The sequence below is a fragment of the Motiliproteus sp. MSK22-1 genome, from assembly GCF_001968815.1.
Classification (GTDB): domain Bacteria; phylum Pseudomonadota; class Gammaproteobacteria; order Pseudomonadales; family Balneatricaceae; genus Motiliproteus.
The window spans coordinates 42682-57020 of record NZ_MIEQ01000010.1 but is presented as its reverse complement, the minus strand read 5'-3'; the positions used below and the strand labels follow the sequence as shown (position 1 = coordinate 57020).

General features: G+C 45.9%; 11 protein-coding genes. 8 read left to right on the top strand and 3 right to left on the bottom strand.

What is annotated here, in order from left to right:
* Positions 1-7: 7 nt before the first annotated feature.
* Positions 8-961: a transaldolase gene (gene tal / locus BGP75_RS00270; RefSeq protein WP_076713863.1), complete on the top strand. Its 954-nt coding sequence runs from the start codon at positions 8-10 to the stop codon at positions 959-961.
* Between the two features lie 128 nt (positions 962-1089).
* Here the strand turns inward: tal and BGP75_RS00265 are convergent, their stop codons facing one another.
* Both BGP75_RS00265 and BGP75_RS00260 read right to left on the bottom strand, forming a co-directional pair.
* Complete coding sequence (locus BGP75_RS00265; protein WP_076713861.1) at positions 1090-2901, bottom strand: adenylate/guanylate cyclase domain-containing protein; 1812 nt, start codon at positions 2899-2901, stop codon at positions 1090-1092.
* Positions 2901-3506, bottom strand: a complete 606-nt coding sequence (locus tag BGP75_RS00260; RefSeq protein WP_083704541.1) for a hypothetical protein — start codon at positions 3504-3506, stop codon at positions 2901-2903. The genes BGP75_RS00265 and BGP75_RS00260 overlap by 1 nt, the downstream gene beginning before the upstream one ends.
* Before the next feature lie 346 nt (positions 3507-3852).
* Between BGP75_RS00260 and BGP75_RS00255 the strand changes: the two genes are divergently transcribed.
* From BGP75_RS00255 to BGP75_RS00245, 4 genes are read left to right on the top strand one after another with little or no spacing between them, the layout of a single operon-like run.
* On the top strand, positions 3853-5706 hold the full coding sequence (locus tag BGP75_RS00255; protein ID WP_233152804.1) for an ABC transporter ATP-binding protein: 1854 nt from the start codon (positions 3853-3855) through the stop codon (positions 5704-5706).
* Positions 5703-5873 (top strand): hypothetical protein, encoded by a 171-nt coding sequence (locus BGP75_RS26950; RefSeq protein WP_158070042.1) that lies wholly within the window; start codon positions 5703-5705, stop codon positions 5871-5873. The genes BGP75_RS00255 and BGP75_RS26950 overlap by 4 nt, the downstream gene beginning before the upstream one ends.
* Complete coding sequence (locus BGP75_RS00250) at positions 5873-6871, top strand: ABC transporter permease (protein ID WP_076713859.1); 999 nt, start codon at positions 5873-5875, stop codon at positions 6869-6871. Before BGP75_RS26950 ends, BGP75_RS00250 begins: the two co-directional genes overlap by 1 nt.
* Positions 6868-8070, top strand: coding sequence for an ABC transporter permease (locus BGP75_RS00245; protein WP_083704539.1), 1203 nt, complete (start codon positions 6868-6870; stop codon positions 8068-8070). The genes BGP75_RS00250 and BGP75_RS00245 overlap by 4 nt, the downstream gene beginning before the upstream one ends.
* Positions 8071-8159: 89 nt before the next feature.
* On the opposite strand, the gene BGP75_RS00240 is transcribed toward BGP75_RS00245, so the two are convergent.
* Positions 8160-10781, bottom strand: coding sequence for an ABC transporter ATP-binding protein (locus tag BGP75_RS00240; RefSeq protein ID WP_076713857.1), 2622 nt, complete (start codon positions 10779-10781; stop codon positions 8160-8162).
* A 408-nt stretch (positions 10782-11189) separates the two neighbouring features.
* Here BGP75_RS00240 and BGP75_RS00235 point away from each other — a divergent pair, with 408 nt between their 5' ends.
* The 3 genes from BGP75_RS00235 to BGP75_RS00225 all read left to right on the top strand — a co-directional run bounded on the left by BGP75_RS00235 (position 11190) and on the right by BGP75_RS00225 (position 14333).
* Entirely contained in the window at positions 11190-12461 is a 1272-nt protein-coding gene (locus BGP75_RS00235; RefSeq protein ID WP_076713855.1) for a glycosyltransferase family 4 protein, read from the top strand.
* A gap of 26 nt (positions 12462-12487) precedes the next feature.
* On the top strand, positions 12488-13621 hold the full coding sequence (locus BGP75_RS00230) for a glycosyltransferase family 4 protein (RefSeq protein ID WP_076713853.1): 1134 nt from the start codon (positions 12488-12490) through the stop codon (positions 13619-13621).
* 112 nt (positions 13622-13733) lie between these two features.
* Entirely contained in the window at positions 13734-14333 is a 600-nt protein-coding gene (locus BGP75_RS00225; RefSeq protein ID WP_076713851.1) for a histidine phosphatase family protein, read from the top strand.
* Positions 14334-14339: the final 6 nt, after the last annotated feature.

Below are 14339 nucleotides of genomic sequence, written 5' to 3'. Positions count from 1 at the left end.
ATAAGGCATGACAAATCTCTTAGAACAGCTTAAAGAAATCACAACTGTAGTGGCCGATACAGGAGAATTTTCTGCCATTAAGCAATATGAACCACAAGACGCTACGACTAATCCATCCTTGTTGCTTAAAGCAGCCCAGCTCCCAGAATACGCCCACCTGCTCCAGGATGCTAAAGCCTGGGCTGACGATGTTCAGGGGCAGGATCCAGATCATATCGGCTGGATGGCAGATAAGCTTGCTGTTAACTTTGGCTTGGAGATACTCAAAATTATCCCCGGCAGAGTTTCTACTGAAGTCGATTCCCGATTGTCATTTGATACCAAAGCCACCATTGATCGCGCCCGTCGTATCGTTAAACTCTATAATGATGCAGGGATCTCAACTGACCGCATACTGATAAAAATTGCATCTACCTGGGAAGGCATTCAAGCGGCCAAGCAACTGGAAACGGAAGGCATCCAATGTAATCTGACATTATTGTTCGGATTTCCTCAAGCCGTTGCCTGTGCTCAAGCCAATATTTATCTGATTTCACCTTTTGTTGGTCGAATCCTCGATTGGTACAAAGCTAAAACGGGCCGTGACAGCTATGAGGCCGATGAAGACCCCGGCGTCGTATCAGTTACCGGTATCTACAACTACTATAAAACTCATGGATATAAAACTATCGTCATGGGTGCCAGCTTCAGAAATAGCGGCGAAATTATTCAGTTAGCAGGTTGCGACCGACTAACCATCAGCCCCGGGCTGTTAGACGAACTCAGTAACACTGACGGAAAACTGATTCGGAAACTGGATCCAAACCAACCCTCAAGCTCGACACCTAAGCTGGATCTGGATGAAGGCAAGTTCCGCTGGTTAATGAACGAAGATGCGATGGCAACAGAGAAGCTAGCCGAAGGTATCCGTAACTTCACTATTGATCAATTGAAGCTGGAAAGCCTGCTAGAGTCCCTTTAGGCTTCTACTGAAAATCCTACAGCAGCAATACTGTTAAACATCTGCAGGCTAATCTATCGCCTGCAGATATAGCTTAGTGTTCAGCATCAGGGGATTCAAATCAGTTTTTAAAGTCACAGCAGAAGAGTTTATTCTGCCCTCTCCTTCAAGTAGGAAATCGTTTGAGGAGTATAGAGCGCCACTGAACGATGCCGTCCTCGAACCTGCACTTCACCAATTGAAACCATCTTTTCCTGATGCTCAGGATCCCTCAGCAAATCGACGGTGGAATCAGATAACAGGATCCTTGTATTATAGTTTTTGTTCAAGGCCTCTAATCTTGCCGCCAAATTAACAGCATCACCATGAACGGTATAGTTCAGGCGATCCTTAGCTCCAACACTCCCAGCAATAACATCTCCGGTATTGATACCTATTCGGCACTGTAACCGTTGGCCATCATAGATTTTTGATGAGACCAGTTGCTGAATATTCAGCGCCGCTCGGTAAGCTCTGTCAGCATGATCAATCTGGGTTGAAGGGACATTAAAAATAGCCAGGACTGCATCCCCCTGAAACTGCGTTATAACCCCTCCTTCCGCTTCAATCATTTCTACCACGTCAGAAAAAAAGCTATTGAGCAGTGTTACGATCTGAGGAGGGTGAAGCTTTTCAGACAGAGCGGTAAAGGCCTCCAGATCACAAAACAGGATGGTTGCAGTCGCCTGCTGCGGCTCGAGACTTCCTTTTTGCTGAACCAACTTTTGAGCTATTTCTTCAGGAACATATTGGCCAAACAGTTTTTGCACTGTTTGGTGCTGTTTCATCTCGGTCAGCATACGGTTATAGGCTTCAGCCACTTTATCAAATTCAGCCACACGACTGCCAGGCAGTGGCGGTATGTTGTCTAACTCCTGATGGCTTATCGCATCAAATCCAATTACGATTCGCTGTACGCTCGCTCCGATTCGACGACTGACCCAAGCAACAACAACCAATAGAATCAGAATAAGAACAACTCCCATCGCCGCAGTGATGACCAGCCTTTTAACCCACTCAGGCATCTCTTCCTGCTCAAGATATATGCCAACAGTTAAAGGCTGTCGCTGTGGAGAGGGTATCTGCTGATAAAAATAAATGTAGTCAGTACCTTCAATCCTTAAGCGATGCCCTTCGATCCCCTTTAACTCCAGCCATTTAACAGGCCTGCGCTTAGGGTTCCAGAACTCAACCATTGCTCGGCTCTTCATGTCAGCTAACTGTGGCATCGGGTTATCTGCACTCATGGACACTCTGCTTTGGTTTACCAAATCAGGGTGTGCCAGCACTCGATCTTCACCACTCAAGGCAAAGACCTGAAATCCAACTTGATCTGATAAGTTTTTAAAAAACTGAGAGATCGCTTCGAGGCTTATTACAGCGGCAAGTACCCCTTTGAAATGTTCTCCCTGATATATCGGAATAATGACCGGAATAATTGTATGACCCAAGCGACCATTCCAGGCGGGAGGCAGCCGTACCAAGCCCGTAGGTGGGTTTTTCAGGTATTTCTTTATCTTAGCCGTGTGATGCACCTGTTTGGTATCAAAATCCTGGCCGCTACGACTGGCATGGGTCAGTCCATTGTCGATATGGAAAAAATCTAAACCGAGAACCTGTGGGGTTGATGCCAATGCACCATTCAGAAGAAGGTTAAGAGCTCCGTGATCTTCCATATCAAAGGCCCTATCACTCAGATATTTCTGTAAATACCACATCTGAGATTCAACCGGATCCATGTGTTCTTTAATTTCACTCGATACGGTTGCCATCGTAGATTCGACCATCTCCGATAGCAGTTGCTGGGTATTCCGTTCCGCACCAACCACTCCCAGATAAAGGACAGCACTAAGCCCCAACATGAAGATTATGCCAAAACCATAAGTCAGCAGACGGGTAAAAGATATTTGCTGAAACAGCATCAGTCAGCGACTCTTACCAACTGAGTCGTTATTTTTTTAACGTAATTACCACGATCTTTCAGCACGTAATTCAACATCAATCCTTCTTCATTGAGTGTCCGGTCATAAATCTGCATCTCATAGCCTCCATCATCACTGATGATTAAGGCATGTACAGTCAAGGTATCACCCTTTATTCGAGCCCAGACGAAAGGATCCCCCTTCAACGGATCTAATGCTACAGCACCGCCAAAAACATTGGTTTTCATGGCAGAGGAGTAAATATTCGGACGATGAGTTCGAGCAAATTTGATGTTATAAACCTTACGTTTAAGCTTACCGTTGGTTTTTCGAATCACCGTTGCCCATTTCACCATAAAACGCCCGTCCTGCTTTGCAGGTCTTATGGAAACACTCAAATCTCTATCGATTTCTTTGCCATCATTATTAGTTACAACATGGCCGACAAACTCCCCATAGAAGTCTTCGATACTTCTCCCCTCTGCAGACCAGGCCGAAGAAGAGAAGATCATCAACAAGAAAAAAAAGTGAACAGCAGAAATTATTCGTTTCACAGACCCGCTCCAGTCAATATTTTCCACAGAAAAGGTTGTTACTCTCTTCATTGGTTTTCCTTATACGCTTCCTACTGTATTGTAGGTGCAATGGCTGTCAGTAGGGAACCTTTGAGGTCATCCACTTACGACAGCACTGAATAACAACAACTATAAAGCCACAAGCAGGGTGAAATCACGCGATTATTAGCACGGTAGTGGTTTTCAAATAGGTATCGTAGTCTAAATTAACATCAAGTTGTGACCACAAAAAACTGAATAATTTCAAACCATTCAGAGATTTGTGCTTGCATATTTGGCTGTATCGCTTACTTTTGATAAATGCAGCATAAATAGATACCGATCAGGAATAGGAGATGGACCAATCCGCCCTTTACTCGAAGTAAAGCAGTTGGCCGTGGACTTTCACCTCCATGGATCCCGTGTTCCGGCTCTGAAGGATGTCTCCTTCGCGTTAATGCCGGGTAAAACCCTTGCGATAGTTGGCGAGTCAGGGTCGGGTAAAACCGTGACCTCCCAGGCAATTCTTGGAATTCTTCCCAACACCGCAGAGGTGACTGCCGGCGAAATATTATTTACTGATACAGACACGGATCAAACCGTTAATATCGCGAAGCTGCATCCAAGAAGCCCTCAAATGCAGGATATCCGAGGCAATCAAATATCGATTATTTTTCAGGAACCAATGGTTTCGTTATCACCCATGCACAGCATCGGTGACCAGATAAGCGAGGCGATGTTATTGCATCGCAACGTGGACAAGAATGAAGCTAAGAACGCCACTATCGATATGTTGCGCCTGGTAGGCTTCCCCCATCCCAAACAAGCAATCAAACAATATCCATTTGAACTTTCGGGAGGACTTCGGCAACGCGCCATGATCGCTATGGCTTTGATATGCCATCCTTCGTTACTGATTGCCGATGAGCCAACGACAGCACTGGATGTGACTGTTCAAGCGCAAATCTTGCAGCTGATCAAATCACTACAGAAAGAACTGGGCATGGCCGTCTTACTGATCACCCATGATCTGGGTGTGGTTGCAAATATGGCTGATGACGTCGTAGTCATGTATCACGGTGAAGTGATGGAAAGAGGGCCTGCAAAAAAACTTTTCAAAGATCCACAGCATCCATATTTAAAGGCCCTCTTTAGCGCAGTGCCCCACTTTGACATGCATGAAGGTGAACGTCTAACTCCTATTCGGGAGATTCAACACAATATTGAACACTTTCACCATCACTGTACCCCCTGGACCGAAGAACAACGCAAGGCTGGTCCCCACCTTCAAGTCAGCAACCTGAGTAAGAAGTTTACTAACCGCAGCCGTAGCCTGTTTGGAAAGAAGCCTGAAGAACAATTAACGGCTGTGAGTGACTTTAATCTTGAAATTGAGTGCGGTGAATGTTTCGGTCTGGTGGGAGAAAGTGGCTGCGGCAAGACAACACTGAGCAAAATGCTGATGCGAGCCATACGTCCAGATAAGGGTAAAATAATTTACAACGATCGAGGACGAATGGTAGATCTGCTCAAACTGAATGATGAGGAACTACGTGCCTTTCGACCTAAAATGAGAATTGTTTTCCAGGATCCCTACAGCGCTCTTAACCCTCGAATGACCGTTCTGAACACGCTGCTGGAACCCATGGTCATCCACAATTTCGGTGATCGGGCCGCACAACTCAAACGCGCCAAAGAGTTGATGGGACTCGTAGGGATGGACCCTCGATATCTTAATCGTTATCCCCACAGTTTTTCCGGCGGCCAACGACAGCGAATAAGTATCGCAAGAGCCTTAGCCCTGGACCCACAGCTACTGATATTTGACGAGCCGGTGTCAGCACTGGATGTTTCTGTACAAGCTCAAATTCTTAACTTATTAAAAGACCTGCAAAAAGAGCTGGGCTTAACCTATCTGTTTATCTCCCACAATTTGGCCGTTGTGGACTATATAGCCAATCGCATTGGTGTCATGTGTCGCGGGCAACTGGTTGAAATAGGGCATCGTGAACAGCTCTTTAGAAATCCTCAGCACCCGTATACTAAAGCGTTGTTAGCCGCAGTCCCTTATCCTGATCTGGACCGTCCGCTGGATTTCGAACTACTCAGTGAAGGCCGCCACAATGTTCCTGATTACTGGCCAGCCCCCTATTGCCTTAGTGACGACACCCCTTCTCAGTTACAGGAGGTCGAGCCCGATCACCTGGTTCGAGTCAGTGTCAGCCGTCAGCAAGAGATTCAGGCCTCATGACTCAGTATCCTGGTATCAGCTCGTTACGAGCATCGCTTATGGAAATGGAATCGCTGGCATACGGTGCCCAAAATGAAATAACAGATCTGGTCATCAGAATAATAACTAAGAAAGTACGCCCTGAGTTTATGGATACGCGCGAAACAACATCACAAGGGGAACGCTAATGGCTCGTTATATTCTCCACCGTTTTATGTTGATGATTCCTACGCTGATCATTATTAGCTTTATCATATTTGTAATTATCCAACTGCCTCCAGGCGATTATCTGGAAAGTTATATTGCCGAACTCGAGAGCCAGGGAGAATCCGTAGACCCCCATCAAATAATGATTCTCCGAGAGCAATACGGGCTGGATGAACCCTTTATGGTCCAGTATTTCACCTGGGCCACCGGAATGCTTCATGGAGACTTTGGCTACTCGTTTGAATATGGACTTCCTGTCACAGACGTCGTTGGAGACAGGTTGTTCCTGACCACCATCATTTCAATCTTTACCATCATCTTTACCTGGTTGATTGCGTTTCCTATAGGTATGTATTCCGCCACTCATCAATATAGCTGGGGAGATTACGGGCTTACTCTCGTAGGGTTTCTTGGCTTAGCTACACCCAACTTTCTACTGGCACTTGTGATGCTTTATTTTGCCAACGTCTACTTTGGCACCTCTATCGGTGGATTGATGGACCCTAAGTATATAGATGCACCCTGGAGCTGGGAAAAGCTTGAGTCTGTGCTTGAGCACCTGTGGATACCCATCGTGGTGATAGGCACTTCCGGCACTGCTGCAATGATTCGCCGATTACGGGCTAATCTGCTTGATGAATTGCACAAACCCTACGTGGTTACCGCCAGAGCAAAAGGAGTTCCACCGTTTAAGTTACTGGTAAAATACCCACTGAGAGTTGCTCTGAATTTCTTTATTTCAGATATAGGAAACATGCTGCCGAGCATCATATCTGGAGCAGAAATTGTCGCAGTAGTGCTGTCTCTACCCACAACAGGCCCTATTCTCATCAGTGCATTACAGAGTCAGGATATGTATCTGGCTGGCTCATTTCTAATGTTCCTGGCCATTCTGACAGTAGTCGGTGTATTAGTATCTGATCTTGCTCTGGCGCTGCTTGATCCGAGAATCCGTTTGCAGGGAGGGACGAGCCGATGAGCACCATTCAAGGAACCGGAAACCCTGATGGAACGAATAATAATGATGACCTGAACGAGCACTATGTTTCCAGAAAACCCTTTGATCCCCATAGTATTGAGCATCTAACACCTGAGCAGGAAAAGTATTACCTGGCCTCTCAGTGGAAGTTAATGTGGTTACGTTTTAAACGACACCGCCTGGCGCTGGTTTGCGGCATTCTGCTTGCGGCCATGTACGCCTCTATACTGATCAGTGAATTTATGGCGCCCTATGCATTACCGACAAGACATACTGATTTTATTTATTCCCCTCCCCAGCCCGTGCACTTTTTTCACGAAGGAGAGTTTATAGGTCCTTTCGTCTATGGCTGGGGTTATGAGCTCAATATGGAAAAGTTGCTCAGGGTATATCAGGAAGATACCAGCAAAGTTTATCCCCTGGAGTTTTTCTGCCACGGAGACCCCTATAAATTCTGGGGCCAATGGGACGCTGACCTGCATCTAATCTGCGCGCCGGACAACGCCAATTTCTTTTTATTTGGCACCGACCGCCTGGGAAGGGACATGTTCTCCAGAGTTATCTATGGAGCACGGATATCCATGGTCATCGGACTGGTAGGTATCAGTCTCAGTTTTCTTCTCGGCATCGTTATCGGTGGCTTAGCGGGCTATTATGGAGGCTGGGTTGATGCCACCGTCCAGCGTATAACTGAAGTCATTCGCTCCTTTCCAGAGCTACCTTTATGGATGGCCTTATCTGCGGTGCTACCAGTGACATGGAGTCCTATCTGGGTATTCTTTGGCATTACTATCATTCTGGCCTTGCTAGACTGGACAGGTCTGGCCAGAGCCGTAAGATCGAAACTTCTTGCTCTAAGAGAAGAAGACTATTGCAGCGCCGCACAATTAATGGGAGCCCGCCCCTCAAGAATAATTGGCCGCCACTTACTCCCTGGCTTTTTTAGCCACCTTATTGCTTCAGCCACTTTGTCAATCCCGGCGATGATTCTGGGTGAAACGGCCTTGAGCTTTCTGGGTCTGGGTTTAAGACCACCAATTACCAGCTGGGGAGTTCTGCTGAACGAAGCCCAAAATATCAACGTCGTTGCTATTTATCCTTGGTTGATGCTGCCTGTAGTCCCGGTCATTGTTATCATTCTGGCCTTTAACTTCTTTGGAGATGGTCTTCGAGACGCAGCTGATCCCTATAAAAACTAATATGGATCCCGCTTATTCGAACATTGCGATAAAGATCTTTAGACCCAATAACCGAGAGCGGAGTGACGAAAAAAGAAAACCCTCTCAGATTATCCCAGCATCTGAGGAAGAACTTTACCGTTCTGACTCAGATGTTCATACGTCCCTTGTTCCATTAAGCGCCCCTTTTCCAGAACAATAATATTGTCAAAGTTTTTAGCCTGCACTGCTCGGCTGGTTATGTAAACCAACCCACGACCTTCCAGTGCGTCGCGAAGAGAAACAAGCATTCTGGTCTCCGCAGCAGGGTCAAAACCTGAAGTCGCCTCATTGAGAATCAGTACTTCAGGCTTTTTCACCAATGCCCGGGCAATCGCCAGCTTTTGCCGTTGCACCGATGATAGACGCATGCCGGAAGTGCCCACATCATAGTCCAGTCCAACTTCTATGATACCTTCCTCAAGCCCCAGCTCAGTGACAACCTGATGGATAAGAGCCGTAACCTTTTCCTCTGCTCTGGCCTGACCATAAACCATTTTACCAAACAACATATTATCCTGGAGATTAAGATCAGAGTTATAACGATAGCTATCAAAAAACTCCAGTTTCAGATCACTACTGGCAATTTCTTCAACCAGTGCAGAACGGGCTTGAAGAATTCGTTTCTGCAAAATTTCATCTATCAAACCCAAACGGTGACGAGCAGTGCTTAATTGGAAAGTCAGGGAGAGAAGTTTTTCACAAATTTCTTTTTCTTCTTTACCTATTTTCCGATCCTTGGTCTGTTTTAGCAATTCAGCATATGCCGGTAATTCATCCGCGCTGATAAAACTGAATCGCTCAAACAGATCACTGTTTTCATCAATATCAGAGAACAAATCAACCATAATTTCGGTAATTTCACGGCCGATCACCAAGAAATCTTCCAATAACCCCTGCTTGTCCAGAAAAGCCTGTAGCTGTTCATTACCAGCAAGTTTATTACGATCAAAACCTGTTCTTTTTCCGGGACTAAAGAGAATATTTTCCAAAACAGTCAGGTTGGTGTTGTATTTATTCCAGTCAAATAACTCGACCAAGCCTTTGTACGCCCCCTCCTGTAATTGTTTGTGAATCATTTCCCGGGCCTTGAGCACTTGTTCCTCAAGATGTTGCTGCTGATGATGATCGGCCAGGGTGCCCAGAAGTCCGAGCTGAAAGAGATCATTATTGAGATCCGACTGCGCTAATACTCGATGGATATGAGCTGTTAAAGTCTGCTCAGCGGCTAGATCCAATGCTTCTTCATCAACCCAGTTTGCATCAGGGTCATCTATGCTGTTTCCTGACAGCTTCGCGCTACTAATTTCCTGCTGCCGCTCAGGACTATCCCGCTCCTCTATCGGACGATGTCTCAGAGAATAAATAAGATTATCCCTGATTGAACCGGAAAAATGATGGGCATTGGCTCCTACATAGGCTACATACTTTCCTATTACAGACTCAGGCAGGTTTCGCATGTCCATCCCAGCAAGGCTCAACCTCCCTTGCGTAGGCGTTATCAGTCTAGCCAATAACTGTCCCAGCTCTTCCTTACCACTGGAGCCGATACCAACAATGGCAGAATGAGTATTTAGATCAAGCTTGAAGGATAAACGATCAACCTGACCAATTCCCTGCTCTTCATAATAAACGTTGGTACCTTCCCAGCCACCGCGATTAGCATCCAGCTCTAAAGGGGGAGATTCCTGAAGTTTTGTATCCAGCATGCTTTGTGGCTGGAACTGGTCGATAATCTGTTCGTATTTGATGCGAACATCTTCTTTTGTTTGGTAGAACTTAAGTAGCTCTTTCCAGGGAGAACTCAAATCCTTGTATGCGGCAAGAACGGCTACTAACGCCCCCAGTGACAATTCACCCTGGATAATGTAGTAGCCACCAAACAGATAAAAGAAGAAAGGAGTAACCTGTGCAAGGAAATTATTTAAAAACTTAATAAAAAACTTCTTCTTATAAATCTCGAAACGAATCTTGTAGATCAAACCCAATCGCTGACTGATAACCGCTCGTTCAAAATGTGAAGTATCGTTAGCATGAACTTCCTGAATTCCAGATATCGAATCCCCAATTCGATCACCCAGTTTTCGTGCCGCCAGCACTCGCTCTTTGCCGAGGGCGTTCACTTTACGTTGCAGCTTAGGAATAATGTAAAGCTGGAAGGGATAGAGCGCAGTTGCAACTATGCCAAGAAGTACATCCTGATTAAAAATAAAGAACAGGTAGGTCAGTAAAATTCCCCCTTGAAATGCGGGAAGTGCAAATGCTTCACCGATAAACCCGCCCAAGGGTTCAGTTTCAGCGGTTATAATCGGGATAACCTCTCCTTGTGATACTTTCTTAAAATGGGGGACCGGGAATCTCAGGATACGACTAAAAAGATCAAATCTCAGTCGCCGCAGCATTCGTTCGCCAACGACCCCACGATAGACATTTAACACATACTTCATACCGCCGTTGACAATCACCAGCACTAAAAAGGTCAAACAGAGTACAAGCAAATAAGTCAGTTGATCGACCGGATAGCCAAACAAATTGTCAGGGACATTAGCGCCACCAATAGCGTCGTTGATAATTAGTTTGGGGACTTCCAGCGTTGCATAGAGAAACGGCAAGGACAAAACAGTCAGAATCAATATAAGAATCTGGTCTTTTAAGGTGTAGCGTAAAATGTATCGAAAAATCGATGATTCCATAAGGGCCAGAATCCTTAGGGCCAGTTTGGGTAAATGAGATTCACGGGGCGATAGTGATTTTTCTCACCGACCACCTGCAAAGCGCATATGTTTACGCTTACACCTGACGCGTTGTTCTTGAGCAGATGCCTGAAAATATAAAATTCAACATCCGCAAACAGTTATTTCGATTGCTTTCTAGTTCGACACTATACCTGCATCGCCTATCGGTGCAATTATATCAGACAGTTTTTCCTTCCCTCTATGGTATAGTCCATGCCCTTTAGGGGCTGTCAATCCGCTCAATTCTGGTTATGTCATTAGGTTAACGGATAACTTTACAGCAACAAAGCCTGAACTTTGCTCGCTTACACAATGCTCCACTAACATTAGTATCAATCAATATTATGCACTCAGCAGGAGTTACGATTGGCCAGATCTATTACATTGGTGCTTAAAGGGTACCCTCGGCTGTCAGAAACATTCATTGCCCAGGAGATTCGCCAACTGGAACGTCGAGGCTTGGAAATAACTATTGTTTCGTTGAGACACCCTACAGATAAGCAGGTTCACCCTATTCATCGAGAAATTAAAGCTCCTGTCATCTACCTGCCGGAATATCTTCATCAGGAGCCCCTGAGGGTGTTTAAGGGCCTGATTCGAAGCCTGGCCAAACCTGGGTTCTTCAAAGCGCTAAAAACCTGGCTTAAGGACTTCAAACGAGACCCTACATCAAACAGGTTTCGTCGTTTTGGACAAGCGCTGGTATTGGCCAACGAACTGCCAAAGCCGACCCAGCAGTTGTATGCACACTTTATTCATACACCAGCATCAGTAACCCGTTATACATCAATAATTTGCGATATTCCCTGGTCAGCATCAGCTCATGCCAAAGACATCTGGACAATTCCACAATGGGAGATCAAGGAAAAACTGGATGATATCAGCTGGTTGGTTACCTGCACCAAAGCTAATACCGAGTACTTGAAACAGCTAGCTGCTAGTCCGGAAAAGGTGGGTCTGGTGTATCATGGACTGGATTTTGAGCGCTTTAATACTGAGTCAACAGATACCAGCACAGACACTCTCTCGGAAAATCACGCTGAACCTAAACCCGTCCAGTTAATATCAGTTGGCCGCGCTGTAGAAAAGAAAGGCTACGACCACCTGCTTAACGCCTTGGCAAAATTACCTAAGACCCTGCACTGGAAGTTTACCCATATTGGTGGTGGCCCCTTACTGGATGACTTAAAGAAACAAGCAGAAAAACTGACGATCACACCGCATATTGAATGGCTTGGCGCGCTACCACAAGAAACGGTTTTACAACACTATCGAAAGGCAGACCTGTTTGTGCTGGCCAGCAAAGTGATTGGCGACGGTGACCGCGATGGACTGCCTAACGTGCTGATGGAAGCACAGAGCCAAGCGCTATGCTGTCTATCAACTAACATTTCCGGAATACCCGAATTGATTGAAAACGGTATAACAGGGTTATTAGTCGAACAAAAAAATGAAACAGAACTGGCCAAAGCGCTTGAAAACCTAATCTCTGACCCTCAACTACGACAGCAATTGGGTAACGCAGGATATCAGCGCGTAACCAAAGAATTTTCGGTAACTCAAGGGATTGATACACTGATGGAAAAATTTCAGGCAACCTCTTCTGATCAGTTCAGAAATCTGGATGTGAAGCGCTAAACCAACGATTTTGAACAGGAGCGCTGATGAGCCGAATACCGCTTGCATTTTATGCACCACTAAAATCTCCTAACCACCCCAATCCTTCCGGTGATCGTCATATCGCCAGATTATTGATAAAGGCTTTGGGAGAAGCAGGGTTTGATGTAAAGCTGGCTTCGGAATACCGAACCCGGGATGGCAGCGGCAACAAAAAATACCAGCAACGGCTGGAATCTGTCGGAAAACGCTGGGCAGAACGTCTGATTAGACGATATTTATCTATGCCTTTCCAACACAGACCCAAAATCTGGTTTACTTATCACCTTTACCATAAGGCTCCAGACTGGTTAGGCCCAAAGGTTGCAGATGCTCTCAATATTCCCTACGTAGTAGCCGAAGCCTCTTATGCTCCGAAACAACTTAACGGTCCCTGGCACACAGGCGTACAGGGAAGCCTGAAAGCGCTGGAAAAGGCCTCCGCGGTGTTCTGTCTTAACCCAATTGACAAACATTGTCTCTCGGAACAGTTTCCGACCCTGCCTATTCATATGCTTGCGCCATTCCTGGACTTAAATCAACTCCCACTAACACCGCTGCCAAAACAGCTTCTCGCCAGACGCTGGAACCTAAAATCAAATCAAAAATGGTTGATCACCGTCGCAATGATGAGACCTGGCGATAAAACTGAATCTTATCGCATTCTGGCAGAATCCCTTAAAAGGCTCCGGCCATCACCACAGCAATGGCAAATGCTGATTATTGGTGACGGCCTTACCAGAAAGGAAGTTGAAGGATATTTTACTCCTTTAACGGATGTCCACTTTCTTGGCCAGCTTCAGCCCAATGAGCTATTGCCGCTGTTAAGGGTCAGTGATCTTTACCTATGGCCTGCGGTCAATGAAGCATTTGGTTTATCGCTACTTGAAGCCCAGGCAACCGGTACGGGTATACTTGCGGGAAACGAAGGTGGTGTCAGCAGTATCGTTTCTGAAGGCATTACCGCAGAACTAGCCAAACCCAGAAGCGTCTCAGATTTTACCGCGAAGCTGGAGACTTTACTGTCAAATCCTGCACAGTTAAAACTGATGGGATTAGCCGCCAGAGACCATATCCTGCAACACCATGATCTGACCGCTGCTGCTAAAACCTTAAAGCAAAGACTAACACCACTGCTTTGATTAACCAGAAAGCAGCAATAACTCACAGATAAATTTTCTAAATAACAGATACTTACCACGCAATAATCCCTAATGGGTAACAACGCATTCAGAAAACAGCGAGCAGATATTAATGAGCCTTAAACTATTCGCCATTCGCCACGCGGCAACGAGTTGGAACAAAGAAAAGCGCCTACAAGGGCGACAAGACGTTGGCTTAAGCCCAGAGGGCCTGCAAAGCCTAAAGGACAAAAATATCCCCTCTCTTTTCCAGCAATATCACTGGTATTGCAGTCCACTTAAACGAGCACGTCAAACAGCCGAGAATCTAGGCATTCAACACTACCAGATTGAACCAGCATTGATAGAAATGGACTGGGGGACTTGGGAGGGTCAGCGTCTTCCAGACCTTAGAGCTCAGCTTGGTGATAAAATGCGCACAGCAGAAGCTATGGGCCTCGATTTACAAGCTCCAGAAGGTGAAAGTCCACGGCAAGTGCAGCAACGGCTGTTAGCCTGGCTAGAAACCCTTCAGGAAAAAGAACATGCAGGGATTGTTTGCCATAAGGGTGTACTAAGAGCGTTACTCAGCAGCGCATTAGACTGGGAGATGGTAAACGATTGTCCCGTGAAAATTAACTGGAGCCAGGGACTTCTATTTAGCTGGAATTCGAATCAAGGCCTAAAGCTAGTTGATTACAATATCTCCCTTGAATGTTCCTCTGACTCTTGAACAGCC